16 protein-coding genes are annotated in these 19586 nt (G+C 59.6%); 10 read left to right on the top strand and 6 right to left on the bottom strand.

Annotated features, from left to right (window positions below; translation table 11 throughout):
- The first annotated feature begins 16 nt into the window (after nt 1–16).
- The 3 genes from leuS to holA are packed head-to-tail and all read left to right on the top strand — an operon-like array spanning nt 17 to nt 4234.
- On the top strand, nt 17–2647 hold the full coding sequence (leuS, locus tag ACQZ48_RS13730; RefSeq protein WP_448728900.1) for a leucine--tRNA ligase: 2631 nt from the start codon (nt 17–19) through the stop codon (nt 2645–2647).
- Entirely contained in the window at nt 2640–3185 is a 546-nt protein-coding gene (lptE, locus tag ACQZ48_RS13725) for an LPS assembly lipoprotein LptE (RefSeq protein WP_162520500.1), read from the top strand. The genes leuS and lptE overlap by 8 nt, the downstream gene beginning before the upstream one ends.
- Before the next feature lie 11 nt (nt 3186–3196).
- Nucleotides 3197–4234, top strand: a complete 1038-nt coding sequence (holA, locus tag ACQZ48_RS13720; RefSeq protein WP_142912925.1) for a DNA polymerase III subunit delta — start codon at nt 3197–3199, stop codon at nt 4232–4234.
- A 74-nt stretch (nt 4235–4308) separates the two neighbouring features.
- Here holA and fdxA read toward each other — a convergent pair whose 3' ends face one another.
- From fdxA to ACQZ48_RS13700, 4 genes are all read right to left on the bottom strand, one after another.
- A complete protein-coding gene (gene fdxA, locus ACQZ48_RS13715) occupies nt 4309–4647 on the bottom strand; it encodes a ferredoxin FdxA (protein WP_035222116.1) in 339 nt (112 codons plus the stop codon).
- 158 nt (nt 4648–4805) lie between these two features.
- Nucleotides 4806–5222 (bottom strand): RNA-binding S4 domain-containing protein, encoded by a 417-nt coding sequence (locus ACQZ48_RS13710; protein ID WP_191217192.1) that lies wholly within the window; start codon nt 5220–5222, stop codon nt 4806–4808.
- Nucleotides 5223–5226: 4 nt separating this feature from the next.
- Nucleotides 5227–8292 (bottom strand): helicase-related protein, encoded by a 3066-nt coding sequence (locus ACQZ48_RS13705; protein WP_191217191.1) that lies wholly within the window; start codon nt 8290–8292, stop codon nt 5227–5229.
- A 456-nt stretch (nt 8293–8748) separates the two neighbouring features.
- Nucleotides 8749–10023 carry a ubiquinone biosynthesis hydroxylase gene (locus tag ACQZ48_RS13700; RefSeq protein WP_416172504.1) on the bottom strand — a complete coding sequence of 425 codons (1275 nt, stop codon included), beginning with the start codon at nt 10021–10023 and terminating at the stop codon, nt 8749–8751.
- Between the two features lie 26 nt (nt 10024–10049).
- On the opposite strand from ACQZ48_RS13700, the gene tesB reads away from it, so the two are divergent.
- From tesB to ACQZ48_RS13670, 6 genes are all read left to right on the top strand, one after another.
- The gene (gene tesB, locus ACQZ48_RS13695) at nt 10050–10934 is read left to right on the top strand and encodes an acyl-CoA thioesterase II (protein ID WP_003505201.1); all 885 of its coding nucleotides are present in this window, start codon (nt 10050–10052) and stop codon (nt 10932–10934) included.
- A gap of 212 nt (nt 10935–11146) precedes the next feature.
- Complete coding sequence (locus tag ACQZ48_RS13690) at nt 11147–11497, top strand: P-II family nitrogen regulator (RefSeq protein WP_004444057.1); 351 nt, start codon at nt 11147–11149, stop codon at nt 11495–11497.
- Between the two features lie 29 nt (nt 11498–11526).
- Nucleotides 11527–12873 carry an ammonium transporter gene (locus tag ACQZ48_RS13685; protein WP_089153197.1) on the top strand — a complete coding sequence of 449 codons (1347 nt, stop codon included), beginning with the start codon at nt 11527–11529 and terminating at the stop codon, nt 12871–12873.
- Nucleotides 12874–13087: 214 nt separating this feature from the next.
- Nucleotides 13088–15754 carry a DNA translocase FtsK gene (locus tag ACQZ48_RS13680; protein ID WP_191217190.1) on the top strand — a complete coding sequence of 889 codons (2667 nt, stop codon included), beginning with the start codon at nt 13088–13090 and terminating at the stop codon, nt 15752–15754.
- Between the two features lie 50 nt (nt 15755–15804).
- Complete coding sequence (locus ACQZ48_RS13675; protein WP_191217189.1) at nt 15805–16530, top strand: LolA family protein; 726 nt, start codon at nt 15805–15807, stop codon at nt 16528–16530.
- Nucleotides 16531–16692: 162 nt separating this feature from the next.
- Nucleotides 16693–17496: an exodeoxyribonuclease III gene (locus ACQZ48_RS13670; protein WP_137412327.1), complete on the top strand. Its 804-nt coding sequence runs from the start codon at nt 16693–16695 to the stop codon at nt 17494–17496.
- Nucleotides 17497–17511: 15 nt separating this feature from the next.
- Here the strand turns inward: ACQZ48_RS13670 and ACQZ48_RS13665 are convergent, their stop codons facing one another.
- Both ACQZ48_RS13665 and ACQZ48_RS13660 read right to left on the bottom strand, forming a co-directional pair.
- Nucleotides 17512–17967, bottom strand: coding sequence for a cyclic nucleotide-binding domain-containing protein (locus tag ACQZ48_RS13665; RefSeq protein WP_137412328.1), 456 nt, complete (start codon nt 17965–17967; stop codon nt 17512–17514).
- Between the two features lie 139 nt (nt 17968–18106).
- Entirely contained in the window at nt 18107–18790 is a 684-nt protein-coding gene (locus tag ACQZ48_RS13660; protein WP_077981300.1) for a response regulator transcription factor, read from the bottom strand.
- Nucleotides 18791–19076: 286 nt separating this feature from the next.
- Between ACQZ48_RS13660 and ACQZ48_RS13655 the strand changes: the two genes are divergently transcribed.
- Nucleotides 19077–19580 (top strand): L,D-transpeptidase family protein, encoded by a 504-nt coding sequence (locus tag ACQZ48_RS13655; RefSeq protein WP_191217188.1) that lies wholly within the window; start codon nt 19077–19079, stop codon nt 19578–19580.
- Nucleotides 19581–19586 lie beyond the last annotated feature (6 nt).

Genomic DNA, 19586 nt, shown 5'->3' with positions numbered 1-19586 from the left:
CCCGGAATTTTAGACAATGGCCATCGAACGTTACAATCCTCGCGACGCCGAGCCGCGCTGGCAGCAAAAATGGAACGAGGACAAGGTTTTCGTCACCGACAACAGCGATCCGCGCGAGAAATATTACGTTCTAGAGATGTTTCCCTATCCGTCGGGACGCATCCATATGGGCCATGTCCGCAACTACGCGATGGGCGACGTCGTCGCCCGTTACAAGCGCGCCCGCGGTTTCAACGTCCTGCACCCGATGGGCTGGGACGCCTTCGGGATGCCTGCCGAAAATGCGGCCATGCAGAACAAGGTTCATCCCAAGGACTGGACCTACCAGAACATCGCCACCATGCGCGGCCAGCTGAAATCCATGGGCCTGTCGCTAGACTGGACCCGTGAGTTCGCCACCTGCGATGTGGAATATTACCATCGCCAGCAGGCGCTGTTCGTCGACTTCATGGAAAAGGGTCTGGTCTATCGCAAGCAGTCCAAGGTCAACTGGGACCCAGTCGATCACACGGTTCTGGCCAATGAACAGGTCATCGATGGCCGCGGCTGGCGCTCCGGTGCGTTGGTCGAACAGCGCGAACTGACGCAATGGTTCTTCCGCATCACCGATTTTAGCCAGGATCTGCTGGACGAGCTGGACACGCTGGACCAGTGGCCGGAAAAAGTGCGCCTGATGCAGAAGAACTGGATCGGCCGTTCCGAGGGCCTGTCGCTGCGCTGGCAGACCGTCACTGAGACGGCTCCGGAAGGTTTTTCCGACATCACCGTTTACACGACGCGCCCTGACACGCTGTTCGGTGCATCCTTCCTGGCCATCGCCGCCGACCACCCGCTGGCCAGAGAACTGTCCGCGAACAATCCGGCGATTGCCGAGTTCTGCGACGAATGCCGCCGCCATGGCACCTCGCTCGCAGCGCTCGAGACGGCTGAAAAGAAGGGTATCGATACCGGTGTTAAGGTCGTGCACCCGCTGGACCCCAGCTGGGAACTGCCGGTCTATGTCGCCAACTTCGTGCTGATGGATTACGGCACCGGTGCGATCTTCGGTTGCCCATCGGGTGACCAGCGCGATCTGGATTTCGCCCGCAAATACGGCCTGCCGGTCGTGGCCGTCGTCGCCCCTGAAGGCCCCGATGCCGCAAACTTCACCATCGATGATACCGCCTTCACCGATGACGGCGTGATGATCAATTCGGGCTTCCTGAACGGCATGAAGACGGCTGACGCCTTCGAGGCCGTCGTGCAGAAGCTTTCCACGCAGACGCTCGGCAATACGCCGCAGGCAGAGCGCAAGGTCAATTTCCGCCTGCGCGACTGGGGCATTTCCCGCCAGCGTTATTGGGGTTGCCCGATCCCGGTCATCCATTGCGAAGTCTGCGGTGTGGTCCCGGTTCCGAAAAAGGACCTGCCGGTCAAACTGCCCGATGACGTGACGTTCGACGTGCCCGGCAACCCGCTGGACCGGCACCCCATCTGGCGCCATGTCTCCTGCCCGCAATGCGGTCATGACGCGCGCCGCGAGACCGACACGATGGATACATTCGTCGATTCCAGCTGGTATTACACGCGCTTCACCGCGCCCTGGGAAGACGCACCGACGGACCCGAAGGTCGCCAATCACTGGCTGCCGGTAGATCAATATATCGGCGGCATCGAGCATGCGATCCTCCATCTGCTCTATTCGCGCTTCTTCACCCGCGCCATGCGCGAAACCGGCCATGTCGGCGTCAAGGAACCCTTCAAGGGCCTGTTCACGCAGGGCATGGTGGTGCACGAGACCTATAGCCGCGGCGAAGGCACGGCGCGCGAATGGGTGCCGCCTGCGGAACTGCGGATCGAGGAAAGCGACGGGGCTCGCCGCGCATTCCTGCTCTCGTCCGGCGAAGAGGTGAAGATCGGCTCCATCGAGAAGATGTCGAAGTCGAAGAAGAACGTGGTTGACCCGGATGACATCATCGCATCCTACGGCGCCGATACCGCACGCTTCTTCGTCCTGTCGGACTCTCCGCCCGATCGTGACGTCATCTGGTCCGAAGCCGGTGTGGAAGGCGCAAACCGGTTCGTCCAGCGCGTCTGGCGCATCATCGGCGAAGCGGCGGAAGAGCTGAGAACCGTCCAGCCGAAGCCTGCGACCGAAGGCGAAGGGCTGGCGGCCTCCAAGGCGGCCCACAAAACGCTGAAAGCTGTGCAGGAGGATCTGGACAAGCTCGCCTTCAACAAGGCCATTGCCCGCATCTATGAACTGGTCAATGCACTCGCCGGTCCCCTTGCGGATGTCGCTGCGGGCGGCAAGTCTAATGACGTCAAGGCGGCAGCGCGTGACGCCGTCGAAATCCTCATCCGCATCATCGCCCCGATGACGCCACATCTGGCGGAAGAATGCTGGTCCGCACTGGGTAACACGGGCCTCGTGGCCCAGACGCCGTGGCCTGCCTTCGTCGCTTCGCTGGTCGAGGAAAACGAAGTCGTCATGCCCGTGCAGGTCAACGGCAAGAAGCGTGGCGAATTGACAATCGCGCGCGATGCGGATCAAGATGCGGTCCGCACGGCCGCCCTTGCGCTGGATGCCGTCAAATCCATTCTTGCCGGTGGCGAGCCCAAGAAAGTAATCGTGGTTCCGCAGAGGATTGTAAACATTGTTGTCTGACGTTTTTTCAAGATGGAGCCGCGCCGCGGCAGCGATTTCCGTCGTGACGATGGCTGGTCTTCTGGCGGGCTGCCAGGTGCGCCCGCTTTATGGGGAAGCTTCCGGCACCAAGGAAAGGCTGGCGGCCGTCAGCGTCTCCGATATCGGCGGCAGGGCCGGGCAGGAAGTCCGCAATCAACTGATCTTTCTAATGGCTGGCGGCGCAGGCCAACCGGCCACGGCTCAATATAACGTCAAGGTTTCCGTAAGCTCGAGCGCTACCTCGACGGAAGTGCAGAATTATGACCTGACGACCCGCTCGAACAATAATTACGATGGTCCTTACCCTGGTCGTGTCGTGATGAGTGGTCAATATGTGCTGACGCGGGTTTCCGACGGTCAGATCCTGCGCTCCGCACGCCGCAGCGTAACGGCGCAGGTGGATCTGCCGCAGCAGGAATTCGCCAAGATCCGGGCAACTCGCGACGCCGAAAACCGTGCGGCCCGGGAACTTGCCGAAATCATCCGCACCGATATCGCCGCCACCCTCGGCCGCTGAGAGCGGCGGCCGTGACGGAGATAAAGTCCCATGAATTTGAGCGCTTCGCCGAAAACCCGGCGGAGCGCTTTCGTGTTTTCGTGCTTTACGGCCCGGATCGCGGTCTCGTGTCGGAACGCGCAGGCGTCATCGCCAAAAAGACCGGTATCGATCCCGATGACGCTTTCGCATCGCTGAAACTGACCGCATCCGATCTGCAGGGCGACCCCGGCCGTCTACTCGACGAGGTGAATGCCATCGGCCTTTTCGGCGGCGAAAAACTCGTCTGGGTTAAAGGTGCTTCGTCCGAAAAGGCGCTGGTGGACGCCCTCCAGATTCTGGCGGAAACGCCACCGGAAGCGAGCTTCCTCATCATCGAAGCAGGCGACATCAAGAAGGGTACGGGACTGCGCAAGATCGCAGAACCGGCGCGCTCCATCGCAGCCATCCCCTGCTATGCCGACGATGCGCGCTCGTTGAACGCATTGATCGATCAGGAACTCTCAGCCGATAATCTGCGTATTGCGCCGGCCGCACGGCAGAGGCTGATCGAATCCCTTGGCGGCGACCGTATCGCCTCGCGCAACGAAATCCGCAAACTGGCGCTCTATTGCCGTGGAGCCGACGTGGTCGAGGAGGACGATGTACTGGCGATCATCGGAGACGCCAGCACGGTTTCCGCCGACGATGCTGTCGACGCCATTCTGAAAGGCGACAGAAACGCCTTCTTCCACGCAACGCAGAAGATCGTCTCTTCGAAGACCCCGATCTTCCTCGTCCTCCAGGGATGCCTCAGGCAATTCCAGTTGCTCGACCAGATGAGGGCCGAAATGGATGAGAAAAAACTGCAGGCCGGTCAGGTCATGCAGACACTTGGGCGCCACATTCATTTCCGCAGAAAACCCATCATCGAAAGAGCGCTGCGAACATGGCAGCCAGCGGCGATCGCCCGCGAGATGAACCGTCTGCAGGCCGCTATCCTGCAAAGCCGTCAGCGGCAAAGCCTGGAGGAAAGCGTGGCCCTTCTGACATTGCTGTCGACCACGCTGCAATCCGGCCGCAGCGGATGACGCTCAGCAAAAAGCCCTCGCAGCAACAACTCGAGGGCTTTTTAAATCATGGTTTCGCTGTCGGGCCGTAAAAATCAGTCGCCCTGGCCGGGTTCGGCGGAGAAATAGAGATCGAGCTTACCTTCGACGCCGTCCATCTCCTTGGCTTCCGGCATCGGGTCACGCTTGATGGTGATATTAGGCCAGATCGCCGCATATTCGGCATTGAGCTTCAGCCATTTGTCGAGGCCCGGCTCCGTATCGGGCTTGATGGCTTCGGCGGGACATTCCGGTTCGCACACACCGCAATCGATGCATTCATCGGGATTGATCGCGAGGAAATTTTCACCCTCGTAAAAGCAGTCGACGGGGCAGACCTCAACGCAATCGGTATATTTGCAGCGGATGCAATTGTCGGTCACGACATATGTCATGATGAACTCCAGAATATGCAGGCCGGGTCTTTGGGCTTCGGAACACAAGCCGTCGCCCGGAATTCAGACAGGGCAATTTCGCAAGTGACGTAATGCCTTTGCTTACAGATAGCAAGGATAAACAATTCTGAAAAAGGGGTGTGACCCGGAGGTTTATTCTAATCTTTGCTTCCGTCGCTGTCAGACAGAAACCTGTCGAGCGCCCTGCGCTCTTTTTTGGTGGGACGCCCGCTGCCCGGCTGGCGCAACGCCTGCTCAAGACGCGTCATACTGTCGGAAGGTTCCCGTGGCGGCGTCTCGTCCTCATAGAGAAGTCTGGCTTCCTCATAGGGTCCGCGCCGTGTTCCGCTGGACTTGACGACGAGTACCTTGTCCATCCGCTCAAAGCCGATCTCCAGCCTGTCCCCCGCCTTCAGCATGTGGCTGGGCTGGCGGATGGCAACGCCATTGACCCTTACGTGGCCCGACTGAATGTAGCTCTGGGCCAGCGAACGGGATTTGGCCATGCGGGCAAAGAACAGCCACTTGTCCAGACGCTGACGCGTGCTTTCGAGTGGCTGTTCGCTGCTTCCCATGGGCTTACTTCTTCAGCTGCTCCTTGAGAGCAGCGAGCTTTGCGAAAGGCGAATCCGGATCGAGCGGCTTTTCCTTGCGCGGCGGCTTGGCTTCGAACCGCTGCTGACCCTGCGGCTTACCACCACGGTCATTGCGTTCCGGCCGGTCCTTGCGCTCCCCGCGATCGTGACGATCGTTATTGCGGTTGTTGCCACGGTCCGGACGGCCACCATCGCGCTTGCGCTCGCCGTCGCCGCTGCGATTGGCACTTGCACCGTCACGATTGTCGCGACGGCCTTCACCGCGACGCTCGCCCTGTTCGCGCGCTCCATCACCACGGCCCTGACCGCGATTGCCGGGACGACGGTTTTCGCCACGCTGATTTTCGTTGCGGCCACCCGGACGCCACAGAAGAACGGGCTTGGGCTCGGCGGCCTCAGCGCTTTCCGGCGCAGCCTCGGCTGCGACAACCTCTTCGCTGGCAGCCACCGGCGCCTCGACAGCTTCGCCTTCGACAGCAGCCGCCGTCTCGGACACCTGTTCTTCGGAAGCCGGCTCGTGTTCCTCGGTCTCGACGCTTTCCTCTTCAGCCGTCGCCGCTTCCGCGGCAGCCGGAGCAGAGGCACCGGCGTGGCTGGCGAGGAAGGCCTGCGCCTCTTCCGCCGTCACCTGATCGGCGCGGTAACCGAGGCCCTTGAGAATTTCTTCCATGTCATCAAGCGTCGCGCCGAGAATGGAAAGCATGGCGGTCGTCGTCGTGAAACGGCGACCGTCATAAGCGCCTTCCGGGCGCGGCTGCTGACCGGGTTTCCACTGCAGCAGCGGGCGGATGAGATCGGCCAGACGCTCGAGAATGTCGATACGCACGGCACGCTTTCCGAGGAAGCGGAAACCGGCGAGCTTGTAGAACATACGCTCGAAGCTGGCATCGGTGACGACCGAGGTACGGCCTGCGGCCAGCACCGGAATGAGATCGCCGTAACCCGGCTTTCCAAGGCCATCATTTTTCAAAGCCCAAAGCAGCGTCACAAGCTCCGCCGGAGCGGGCTTGAGAAGTGCGGGCAGGAAAACGTGATAGGCGCCGAAACGCACGCCATAACGGCGCATGGAGGCGCGCGCGTCCTGATCGAGCGACTTCACGTCCTCGGCGACGTCGCGGCGGAACAGCACGCCCAGATTTTCCACGAGCTGGAACGCCAGACCCTTCGCCAGGCCCTGAAGATCTTCTGCGCGGGAAATATCGTCCAGCGGCTTCAGCACGGTCGCAATCTGGTGATTGACGAAACGCTCGACGCGCGCCAGCGCGTGATCACGGGCATTGCCGTTCAGCTGTTCGTCGGCAAGCAGGATCACCCGCGGCTTCATGATGTTGTCGCCGGCCGAAAGCCGGGCAACCGGCTCGCCCAACCAGCGAACCAGACCATCGGAGCTCAAAGCGAGATCGCCGTTTCCACTGGCATGCAGACGCGCGGCGCGCGCCTCGTATTCGAGCGCGAGCGCTTTTTGCGCCGCAGCCTGCACGGCCTTCTGATCCGGCCCTTCCATTCCCGGCACCGGGGTGAACCGGAACCCGGCCAATTGGCCGACGTGATGTCCTTCTACGAAGACATCACCATTTACACTGATTTCAGCTTCAAGCATCGCATTCTCTCTCAGGCGCCTCATGAGCACAGATGTCCTGCGATCAACAAAGCGTTTCGTCAACCTTTCATGTAGCGCATCGGACAATCGATCCTCGATTTCCCGAGTCTTTTCTTGCCAGTGTGTCGGATCGGCAAGCCATCCTGGGCGGTTCGATACATAAGTCCATGTTCTGATCTGCGCAATCCTCGCAGACAAGGTATCGATCTCCCCATCCGTGCGATCGGCGCGACGCACCTGCTCGGCCATGAAATCCTCGTTCACCGCCCCGCGCTTGACGAGATCGAAATAGAGCGTGGAGATGAGGTCGGCATGCTGTGCGGGGGCGATGCGGCGATAATCGGGCAGCGCGCAGGCCTCCCAGAGTTTTTCCACCCGCACATCCGTCGTGGTCACGTCGATGATTTCAGGGTAACGCGACAGATATTCCAGCGCCTGCTGGTCGATGGCCGGCAGGGCGCGCGAAAGCCCCTGGATCGTCGGCGCGGCGTCAAGGCTCGCGCGCAGATTGGCGATGGAGGAAAAATCGAAATTTTTCGTCCGCCACTGCAGCACCTTCACCGCATCGAACTGATGGGTTTCGATCCGCTCGACCAATTCGTCATCGAACGGATCGACACGCCCCGTCACGCCAAACGTACCGTCGCGAAGATGGCGGCCAGCGCGGCCGGCGATCTGACCGATCTCGCCGGGATTGAGATTACGGAACTGATAACCGTCGAATTTGCGGTCCTGCGCAAAGGCGACATGGTCGACATCGAGGTTGAGTCCCATACCGATGGCGTCCGTAGCGACAAGATATTCGACGTCGCCCGACTGGTAGAGGCCTACCTGCGCATTGCGCGTGCGCGGCGAAAGCGCGCCCAGCACCACAGCCGCGCCGCCGCGCTGGCGGCGCACCAGTTCAGCGATGGCATAAACCTCATCGGCGGAAAAGGCGACGATCGCCGTGCGTTGCGGCAGGCGGGTGATCTTCTTCTGACCCGCATAAAAGAGTTGAGACAGGCGCGGCCGCTCGACCACGGTTATTCCCGGTAGCAGTTTTTCAAGGATAGGGCGCATCGTGCCCGCGCCGAGCAGCAGCGTTTCCTCCCGCCCGCGCAGATGCAGCACCCGGTCGGTGAAGATATGCCCGCGTTCGAGATCGCCCGCCAACTGCACCTCGTCTATCGCAACGAAGGCGGCCGTCGTCTCACGCGGCATGGCTTCCACCGTGCAGACGGAGTATTTGGCTTTGGGAGGCGCGATTTTTTCTTCGCCGGTAATCAGCGCCACATTCGGCGCACCCACTTTTTCAACTAGGCGGGTATAGACCTCCCGCGCCAGAAGACGCAGCGGCAGGCCAATGACACCGCTTCCATGCGCGACCATCCGCTCGATCGCGTAATGGGTCTTGCCGGTATTGGTGGGGCCGAGAACGGCCGTGACACCGCGGCCGCTCAGGATCATGGGGCGAAAATTCAACGTACTATCCGCGAATCGACTTCATCTGCTTGCTTTGCCGCCCGACATTGCTAATGGGCCGCAGGCCTCACACATGGCAACGCCCGCAGCCAAAGGCAATAGGCCTCACCCGCAAAGTGGCGCGGGGCGACCAGTCGACGGAATTTTCCTTTCAGATTCAGCCAGTTGAACAAACAAAAAGAATCCGGCAAAAATGAAATCGATTCGGCTGCGGAACAGTCTGCGAACGAATCGAATACGAATCGCTGACTCGATGGGATTCAGCTTTTGTTCTCCGCAATATCTGGTTGGTCAGGGCGCAGACCATACCAGATTGTGAATCCGGATAAGTCCTTGGCCGGATTCGGCTTTACGGCAAAGCCACCGGGCAGAAAATCCCGGAATCGGCTGTCAAGCGGCAATCCTGGAAAAACCGGTCCGAAACATGCATGAGGGACTGGATCAGAGCGCCTCGCCGGCAAGCAGACGCGGCGCATTCGCATCCGTCGTGCCGGCCGCCTGACCGATGAAATAGGATTTGAGACCCGGCAAACGATCCACGACCCCGAGACCGAAATCGCGCATGATACGGATAGGGCCAATATCGTTGGAGAAAAGCCGGTTCAGCACATCCGTCGTCACGCCCATCCGCAACGTGTCGAAGCGCCGCCAGGACTGATAGCGCTCCAAAACGTTGAGTGAGCCGATATCGAGGCCGAGCCGGTCGGCCTCGACCACGGTTTCGGCGAGAGCCGCCACGTCCTTGAAGCCGAGATTGAGGCCCTGCCCGGAAATCGGGTGAATGCCGTGCGCCGCATCGCCCGCAAGCGCGAAACGCGGCGCAACGAAAGAACGCGCCAGCGTCAGCCCCAATGGGAAAGCGCGGCGGGGGCCGACCGGACGAAGAGGACCGAGCTTGTGACCGAACCGGCGTTCCAGCTCTTCCTCGAACACCAGGTCGTCGGAAGCCACCAGCCTGTCGGCATCGGCCGTGCGTTCGGTCCAGACGAGCGAAGAGCGGTTTCCCTTCAGCGGCAGGATGGCGAAGGGGCCCGATGGCAGGAAATGCTCCTCGGCGCAGCCCTCATGCGGCCGCTCATGCTCAACGGTCGTCACGATACCGGACTGATCGTAAGCCCAGTGCACGGTCTTGATTCCGGCCATGTCCCTGAGCGCGGAGCGAACGCCGTCACAGGCAATCAGCAATCGCGCTTCGAGCGTCGATCCGTCGGAGAGGCGAATGGCCGTCGATTGCGGACCCGCGGTAAAATCGGAAACACTGACACTGTGACGGATTTTTATGTCAAGACGCTCGCACAGGCCTCGCAATGCGCCCACAAGAGCAACGTTCGGAACCATATGGGCAAACGGCCTGCCTTCTTCCACGGCGCCGTCGAAAGTCAGGAACACGGGACGCACCGGATCGGCGGTCTTCGAATCGGTGACGATCATCTTGTGTATTGGCTGGGCTTCCGGCTCGATCTCGTTCCATATGCCGAAAACATCGAGCATCCGGGTGGCCGCTGCGATGATGGCGGATGCACGAACGTCCTTTGCCCAGACATCCTCGGGAGCGGCCTCAACCACCTGCACATCGAGATGCCGGGCCGCCTGCTTGATTGCGACAGCAACGGAAAGACCGACATATCCGCCGCCTGCCACCACTACGTCCAGCATCGCGCTTCTCCTCAAATCTTGTGCACGCATCATCCGGGCACTATAGACCATGTGACGTATTCCTACAGCCGGAGCAGGCCGAAAAAATGTCGCATCCCTCGCAAACGTCAGATCCGATGGCCAATCTCATCGCCACACTCGATCTTGAGAAGCTGGAAGAGAACCTGTTCCGGGGCGAAAGCCCGCAGATCGGCTGGCAGCGGGTTTTCGGCGGCCAGGTCATCGCGCAGGCACTGATTGCCGCGCAAAGGACCGTGGATGACGACCGTTTCGTGCATTCGCTGCATGCCTATTTCATGCGTCCCGGCGATCCGCTGGTGCCTATCGTCTACCAAGTGGAACGCATCCGCGACGGCGCGAGCTTCTGCACACGCCGCGTGGTCGCCATTCAGCATGGTAAAGCCATTTTTTCCATGTCAGCCTCGTTTCAGATTTTCGAGGATGGTTTCGACCATCAGATCAAAATGCCTGACGTGACGCCGCCCGAAAAACTGATGAGCGAAGAGCAGATGCAGGCGGCCTTTCTTGCCAAGGCACCCGCTTCTATCCGCAAATACTGGAGCAACAAGCGGCCGATAGAGATACGGCCGGTTTCCCTGACCCACTATATTTCCAAGGAAAAACTCGAGCCGCAACAGGATATCTGGGTTCGCGCCGTCGGTGATGTGCCCGACGATCCGCGTCTGCAGTCGGCCATTCTCGCCTATCTCTCAGATATGACCCTACTCGACACCTCGCTCTACGCCCATGGAACAACGATCTTCGACCCCTCCATTCAGGTGGCTAGCCTCGATCACGCCATGTGGTTCCATCGCCCCTGCCGTCTGGACGACTGGCTGCTCTACACACAGGATAGCCCCAGCGCTTCCGGCGCACGCGGTTTGACCCGTGGCAATATTTTCACCAGACAGGGTGAACTGGTCGCCTCGGTGGCGCAGGAGGGTTTGATCCGCAAAAGGGCAAATGATTAAATAATGTGCTTTTTTCTAAAATCGCACATTTAATAGACGCAAATTTTGGCGACAAATGCTCCTTTTTCAGACGTCTTTCATATAAGTTTTATATTTCAATAGGTTAGATACACACTCAAAACTGGCACGCCCTTTGAATGTATGTCCGCAGTCGCTGTTACTGATCTGCCAGCGGCAGGAGAGTCGGCTCCGTGCCGAGGACAAAACAAAGGATGGGAAACCAGATGAAAATTGTGATGGCCATTATCAAGCCGTTCAAGCTGGATGAAGTGCGCGAAGCGCTCACCGGCGTCGGCATCCAGGGCCTGACCGTGACCGAGGTAAAGGGTTACGGACGCCAGAAGGGGCATACCGAGATTTATCGCGGCACGGAATATGCGGTGAGCTTCCTTCCCAAGCTGAAGATCGAGATCGCAGTTCCATCCGACGTCGTCGACAAGGCCGTTGAGGCGATCGCATCTGCGGCAAAGACCGGGCAGATCGGTGACGGCAAGATCTTCGTTTACTCTATCGAACAGGCCGTGCGCATCCGTACCGGCGAAACCAACACAGAAGCGCTTTGAAGCACGGCTGACAGGGGAGTTTTCTAGCTATGCAACTCAACAAGTTTTCAACGCTCGGCAAGCTGGGCGCCGCAGCGGCGGCCCTGATGGCTCCGGCCATCGCCTTCGCCCAGGACGCCGCGCCGGCAGCAGCCGCAGCGCCCGTTCCGGAAAAAGCCGACACCGCATTCATGTATGTCGCGACGATCCTCGTGCTTTTCATGATCATTCCGGGTCTGGCCCTGTTTTACGGCGGTCTCGTCCGCACCAAGAACATGCTCTCCGTTCTCATGCAGTGCACGGTTGTCGGCGCAGTCATGATGCTCGTCTGGGTCATCTACGGTTACTCCTTCGCCTTTGGCGGCGGCACCGGCCCCTATTTCGGCGGCTTCGGCAAGCTGTTCCTGTCGGGCGTTTCGCTTGACAGCACGTCTGCGACCTTTTCCGAAGGCGTGGTGATCTACGAATACACCTTCATCGCCTTCCAGATGACCTTTGCGGCCATCACGCCAGCGCTGATCGTCGGCGCCTTTGCAGAGCGCGTGAAGTTCTCCGCCGTCATTCTGTTCACCATCCTGTGGGCCACCTTCGTTTATTTCCCGATCGCTCACATGGTCTGGGACGCAAACGGCCTGATCTTCGGCATGGGTGCTCTCGACTTCGCCGGCGGCACCGTCGTTCACATCAATGCCGGTATCGCAGGCCTGATCGGCGCGATCATGGTCGGCAAGCGCACCGGCTTCGGCAAGGACATGATGGCCCCTCACTCCATGACGCTCACTCTCGTCGGTGCAGCCATGCTGTGGTTCGGCTGGTTCGGCTTCAACGCCGGTTCCAACCTCGAAGCATCGGGCGGTGCGGTTCTCGCAACCATGAACACCTTCCTCGCAACTGCGGCCGCCATCGTTTCCTGGTCGCTGGTTGAAAGCTTCACCCGCGGCAAGGCCTCCATGCTTGGCGCCGCCTCGGGCATGATCGCCGGCCTCGTCGCCGTCACCCCCGCCGCCGGCTCCGTCGGCCCGATGGGCGCCATCGTTCTCGGCCTCATCGTCTCACCGATCTGCTACTTCTTCGTCTCCGTGGTGAAGAACAAGTTCGGTTATGACGACACCGCCGACGTCTTCGGCGTCCACGGCATTGGCGGCATCATCGGCGCTCTCGGCACCGGCATCTTCACCTCACCGCTGCTTGGCGGCACGGGCAAGGAAGATTTCTCCATCGCCTCGCAGGTCTGGACGCAGTTCGTCGCCGTCGCCATCACCATCGTCTGGTGCGCCATCGTCTCCGCGATCCTCTACAAAATCGTCGACGTGATCGTCGGTCTGCGGGTTCCGGTCGAAGCCGAACGCGAAGGTCTCGACCTCGCAACCCACGGCGAAGCCGCCTATCATTCCTGATATCCGGGAAAAGGGGTTCTCCATCCCCTCTCCCAAAAGAAGGCCCGCTCCGGCGGGCCTTTTTCTTTGCCATAAATCCGAAGCGCTTCAAAAAACCGCATGGTTAACACGACATTAACCAGCAAGCGGTTAGTTTTCCCTGTCAATCCGGGATCAGGTCTCTTGCCGGATCTTGCCGAAACCACAAAACAACGGGTTCAGGGACATGGGCAGAATGCATTCTCCGACATTCGATGGTCGTCACACGCGCTTCGTGTTGACGGCGTTTTTCGTACGTCAGATCATGGCTCTCACCGGTTTCGCTCTGCTGGCCACGATTGCACTGGGCATCGCAGCGCTCGCGACATGGAATGTCGCGGATCCGAGCCTTTCCTATGCGACAGGAAACCAGCCCACCAATCTTCTGGGCTATGGCGGTGCGATTTTCGCCGATATCGTGATGCAGTTCCTCGGGCTTTCTGCAATCATCTCCCTCCTGCCCGTCATCGCCTGGGCGATCGCGCTGATCGCCGGCCACAAATTCCACCGCATACCCGCTCGCCTCGTAGCCTGGGTCGCAGGCGCCATCGTCTGCGCCGCCTCGCTCGGCTGTTTTCCGGCCCCCGTGACATGGCCGCTGCCGAACGGCATCGGCGGCGTCATCGGAGACATGATCCTGCGTTTTCCCGCCCTTTTCATCGGTGCTTACCCCACCGGCACGATCGCCACGGTACTGGGTGTCATATTTGCGGCGCCTGCCGCATGGCTGATGCTTTTTGCCGCCGGTGTCGTTGGCGGTCTGGATGACGAGCTGGAACGCGAAGAAGCGGCTCCCGTCGCCACCAGCAAGGCCCGCGCAGCCCGTGAGGCCGAGGAGGAGGATGAAGACGACGGCGAGGGGTTCTTTGCCAATATGCTCGCCTTCGGCGCGCTGGCACATTACTGGTATATCACCCAGGCGCGCTTCCGCCGCCTGTTCGGTTTGAAGTCTAAATCCCTGCACGATGAATTCGAACATCCTTATGACTTCAACGAATATGAATTCGGCACGCTGAACGAACCCTCACGCCTCAAGACCGCGATCAACCGCCTCGACCAGCGCGCGGAACCGTCTTTCGAAGAACGCGCCGCATCGCGTCGCCAGATGTCACCTCCCTCCATCGCGCTCGATCATGACGAGGACATGGATGACGAATCACGCTTCGACGCGGATGGACGCCGGCTGCCGGACGGCATTCTCTCCGACGACGAAACCGACCAGAAATTCACCGCCAGACAGGCGCCTGGTCGCGGGCAGACCAGAATAACCGCCCCTTCCGCACGCCCGAAACCCAGCGAACGCGTGGCGCGCGAAGCCCAAGCCTCCTTCATCGCCGCCGACGGCTTCCAGCTCCCCACCGTCCATCTTCTGGCAGAGCCTAAGAACGTCGTTCGCGACAATATGTTGAGCGAGGAAGTGCTGGAACAGAACGCCCGCCTTCTGGAAGGCGTTCTCGAGGATTTCGGCGTCAAGGGAGAAATCATTCATGTCCGCCCCGGTCCGGTCGTCACGCTCTACGAACTGGAACCGGCACCCGGCATCAAGTCCTCGCGCGTCATCGGCCTTGCCGATGACATCGCCCGCTCCATGAGCGCGATTGCCGCCCGTGTCGCCGTCGTTCCCGGCCGCAACGCCATCGGCATCGAACTGCCGAACCAGACACGCGAAACCGTCTTCCTGCGGGAACTGATCGGCAGCCGCGATTTCGAAAACAGCAAGGCCAAACTCGCCATGGCGCTCGGCAAGACCATCGGCGGTGAACCCGTCATCGCCGATCTTGCCAAGATGCCGCATCTGCTCGTCGCCGGCACCACCGGCTCGGGCAAGTCGGTCGCCATCAACACCATGATCCTGTCGCTGCTTTACCGCATGTCGCCGGAACAGTGCCGCCTGATCATGATCGACCCGAAAATGCTCGAACTGTCGATCTATGACGGCATTCCGCATCTGCTCTCTCCCGTCGTTACCGATCCGAAAAAGGCCGTCGTGGCGCTGAAATGGACAGTGCGCGAGATGGAAGAGCGCTACAAGAAGATGTCGAAGATCGGCGTGCGCAATATCGACGGCTTCAACAGCCGCGTGCAGCAGGCGCTCGACAAGGGCGAAATCCTCACTCGCACGGTGCAGACCGGCTTCGACCGCCAGACCGGCGAGGCGATATACGAGACGGAAGAATTCGATCTGAAGCCCCTGCCTTACATCGTCGTCATCATCGACGAAATGGCCGACCTTATGATGGTCGCCGGCAAGGACATCGAAGGCGCGGTGCAGCGCCTGGCGCAAATGGCGCGCGCCGCCGGCATTCATGTCATTATGGCAACCCAGCGCCCCTCCGTCGACGTCATCACCGGCACGATCAAGGCCAACTTCCCGACCCGAATCTCCTTCCAGGTCACGTCGAAGATCGACAGCCGCACAATCCTTGGAGAGCAGGGCGCCGAACAGCTGCTCGGCATGGGCGACATGCTCTATATGGCAGGCGGCGGGCGCATCCAGCGCGTACACGGTCCCTTCGTTTCCGACAACGAGGTGGAAGAGATCGTCGCCTATCTGAAGACGCAAGGCGCACCGGAATATCTGGAAGCGATTACCGAGGAGGATGACGAGGAAGGCAATGGCGGCGGCCCGGCCGGTGCCGGCAATTTCTCCGATTCCGAAGACCCATACGATCAGGCCGTGGCCGTCGTGCTTCGAGATGGCAAAGCCTCCACCTCCTACGTGCAGCGGCGCCTCGGCATCGGTTACAACCGCGCCGCCTCGCTGATTGAGCGCATGGAGCAGGAAGGCATCATCGGCCCCGCCAACCACGCCGGAAAACGCGAGATCCTCGTGCCGACGGAAGCAGACATCATCGAGCGGTAACGTCCGCAACCAAGCGGGGCGAAGAAGCGTTATTACACGCTTTCAACGTCATGAAGCCGCCGCCTTTTATGGGGACAATCGCTGCGATGAAGGAGAATAGAATGAACGACCTCACCACCGGCGAAACGGCCAACGCAAACACACCGCAAAACGGCGTGACGCGTCGTGGCGTGCTGACGGCATTTTCCATGGCCGCAATCATGGCCAGCCTTTCTCCGCTTGACGCTTTCGCCCAGGCGGCCGGCAATACCGCGACAGCGCAGAAAATCGCCAATCACTTCTCGTCGGTCAAAACCATGATGGGGGAATTCGTCCAGTTCGGCCCGCGCGGGGAACAGACCGGCGGAAAATTCTACATCGAACGCCCCGGCAAACTCCGCTTCAATTATGAAGACCCCTCGCCCATGCGTGTCATCTCCGACGGCAAGAATGTCGTCATCGGCAATATGAAGCTGAAGACGTGGGACCTTTATCCGCTTTCCAAAACGCCCCTCAGCCTGCTTCTTTCCGACAAGATCGATCTCAGCAACCAGAAGGTCCGGAACGTGAAGGAAGAATCCGACCTGACCACCATCGTACTGGGCGACAGGAGCGTCTTCGGCGATTCCACTATTACCCTGATGTTCGATCCGAAGACCTTCGATCTGAGGCAATGGACCACGACCGATGCCCAGAACAAGGACACGACCGTCATGATCTTCAACGTCCAGACCGGCGTGAACCTTGATGAGCGTGTCTTCAGCATCAATTACGAGGAAGTCCGCAGAGGCGGCTGACACATAAAAGCCGGTGGAAATTTTTCGAGAGGCGGCCCTGCGGTCGCCTTTTTCATTTTACCGCTAAAATACATTCCCGTTTTCGTCGCGATGTTATAAGCCTGCGCCCCGGAAACTTGTCCCGAACCGTACGGTTTGCGGCAATAAAAGCGGAGCGGATGCATGTCGTTTTCGATAACCACCTGGAACATCAACTCGGTCAGGCTCAGAATGCCGATCGTTGAGCAGTTTCTGGTACGCTACAAACCGGACATTCTCTGCCTGCAGGAAACGAAATGCCCGAATGGCGAGTTTCCGATGAAGCCGCTGAAGGCGCTCGGTTATGAGCATGTCATCATCCATGGCCAGAAGGGCTATCACGGTGTCGCCATCGCCTCGAGGATCCCGCTGACCGAAGATCACCGACAGGACTATTGCGGTATCGGCGACGCACGCCACATTTCCGCAATTTTTGAGGTCGGATCGCGTCGCGTGCGGCTGCATAATTTCTACGTTCCGGCTGGCGGCGACGAGCCGGATCGGTCGATCAACCCGAAATTCGGCCACAAGCTCGATTTCATCGAGGAAATGAAGGCACTGCGCGCCGATGGCGTGCCCGGCACCTCCTCCATTCTCGTCGGCGACCTCAACATCGCGCCGCTCGAAAATGACGTCTGGTCGCACAAGCAGCTTTTGAAGATCGTCAGCCATACACCCGTCGAAACCGAAGGCATGCTGGATATCATGAGGAAGGGCAACTGGCTCGATCTGATGCGCCTGAATGTGCCGGAGACGGAAAAGATCTATACGTGGTGGAGCTACCGCGCCAAGGATTGGGAAGCTGCCGACCGCGGTCGCCGTCTCGACCATATCTGGTCCTCACAGGATCTCGGTTCCTCGCTTGAAAAAATCGAGATATTGCGCGAAGCCCGTGGCTGGAACCGACCATCGGACCACGTCCCCGTCACGGCCCATTTCCGCTTCTGAACGATAGAGTTTGCGTCACACGAAGCGGTTCTGCAAACGGGCCGCACCCGCCGCCAGCGCCGCGATATTGTCGCGAATGCGCGCCGACACGATATCGGCAACCTCCGGAAACTCCTCCACCAGCCGGTGAAAGAGGATGCGCGTTATCCGGATGACTTCCGAATCTTGCACTGCCACGGCAGTGAACTTCCGTTCGCAGAGCGTGAAAAGCGCCAACTCCGAAAGCAGCGCACCCTTGCCAGGCGTCGCCTGCAACAGGGGTTTGCCATCTCTTCCAGCCGTGAAAAGTTCGAAATGACCCGATGTCACGGCAAAGGCGCATTCTGCCGGCGAATGTTCCCGGAACAATGTCTGCCCTGCCGACACCCGGCGGCGTTCCGCACCGAAGGCGATGAGCCGCAACTGATCGTCACTGAACCCAGCAAATAACGGCACTTGCCCCAGCAGAATAATATCGTCCGTCAAGGCCATGTCGATCACTACTCCGGAAAGCCGCCTGCATCACTATAGCGGTTTTCCAATATCGGTCCTCAAAATACAAGACGTTGAAACGCCGCGCATCTTTTCAGGAGGCGCGGCGCGAGTTTTGCAGCGGTGACAGAGCCTCGTCTCAGGGAACGATCTTGTAACCACCGTTCTCGGTCACCAGGATTTCGGCGTTGGAGGGATCCCGTTCGATCTTCTGGCGCAGACGATAGACATGCGTTTCGAGTGTATGCGTCGTCACACCGGAATTGTAACCCCAGACTTCTTCCAGCAGCACATCGCGCGTTACCACCGTGCTGCCGGCGCGGTAGAGATAACGGATGATGGCCGCTTCCTTTTCCGTCAGGCGGATTTTCTTGCCGTCTTCAGTCGTCAGCAGCTTCTGGCTAGGCTTGAACTGATAGGGACCGACGGTGAAAACCGCGTCCTCGCTCTGTTCATACTGGCGCAGTTGGGCCCGGATGCGCGCAAGCAGCACGGCGAAGCGGAAGGGTTTCGTCACATAGTCATTCGCCCCGGCTTCCAATCCAAGAATAGTATCGGAATCTGTATCATGCCCGGTGAGCATGATGATCGGTGCCTTGAAGCCGCCCTTGCGCAACAGCTTTACCGCCTCGCGGCCGTCCATGTCCGGAAGGCCGACATCCATGATCAAAAGATCGACCTGGGCGGTCTTGGCGGTCTGAATGGCCTGTGCGGCATTGGCGCCGTTGAGCAGCGAGAATTCCTCATAGGGAGACAATTGCTCGGTCAGCGTCTCCCGAAGATCGTCGTCATCGTCCACCAGAAGGATAGTGCGAGCCGTCATTCGGATTCTCAGCCTTTCTTACTTTAGCGCATCGGCCCAAAAATCAGGCTCGATTTTCGAGAAGCACGATACGTAGTTTAAAAGAGTTAGAGCGTCGCTTACGCATCCCAAAAGAGGCCCGGCACTCTAATTATCAGCCAATTCAGCGGTTTGCCGATGAAAGGTCAACCCATTGCCATGATATAACGAAGTGCTATGACTTCACGTTAAATAACCTGCAAAGCAAAATCTCGTGAAAAACATGAGCACACAGCCCGTAAGACAACGTAAACGCGCATCGACGCTCATGGTTCGGCCAGCTCCCTCGAAAATCAGTCGCGCCATAGTCCAACTCGGGCACCTCAACTTTCCCGCAGCGATCGGCCGCAACGGCCGCACCGCATTGAAACGTGAAGGAGATGGAAAGTCTCCCATCGCCACCATCGGCCTGATGCACGGGTTTTACCGCGGCGACCGCCTTCCCGGCATCGCCACGGCATTGCCGATGCAGCGAACACGCAAGTCCATGCTGTGGTGCGACGAGCCCCGCAGCCCGAATTACAACCGGCTGGTTAAGGCGCCCTTCGCCCCGAGCCATGAAGAGATGATGCGAAACGACAGCCTCTACGACGTCTGCCTGGTACTCGACTGGAACATCACCTCGAGAAGCCGCAACCGCGGCTCGGCAATCTTCATGCATCTTATCAGACCGGGATATGAGCCGACCGCGGGCTGTGTCGCCCTCCATCCCCGTGATATGCGGCGCATCCTGCCGCATCTGCGCAAAGGCACGAAAATCCGTATCCTGTGAATTTCA

The sequence above is a fragment of the Agrobacterium sp. 22-209-1 genome (genome assembly GCF_053522485.1).
The sequence above is the reverse complement of the archived record's forward strand: the minus strand, read 5'-3'. Positions and strand labels throughout refer to the sequence as shown.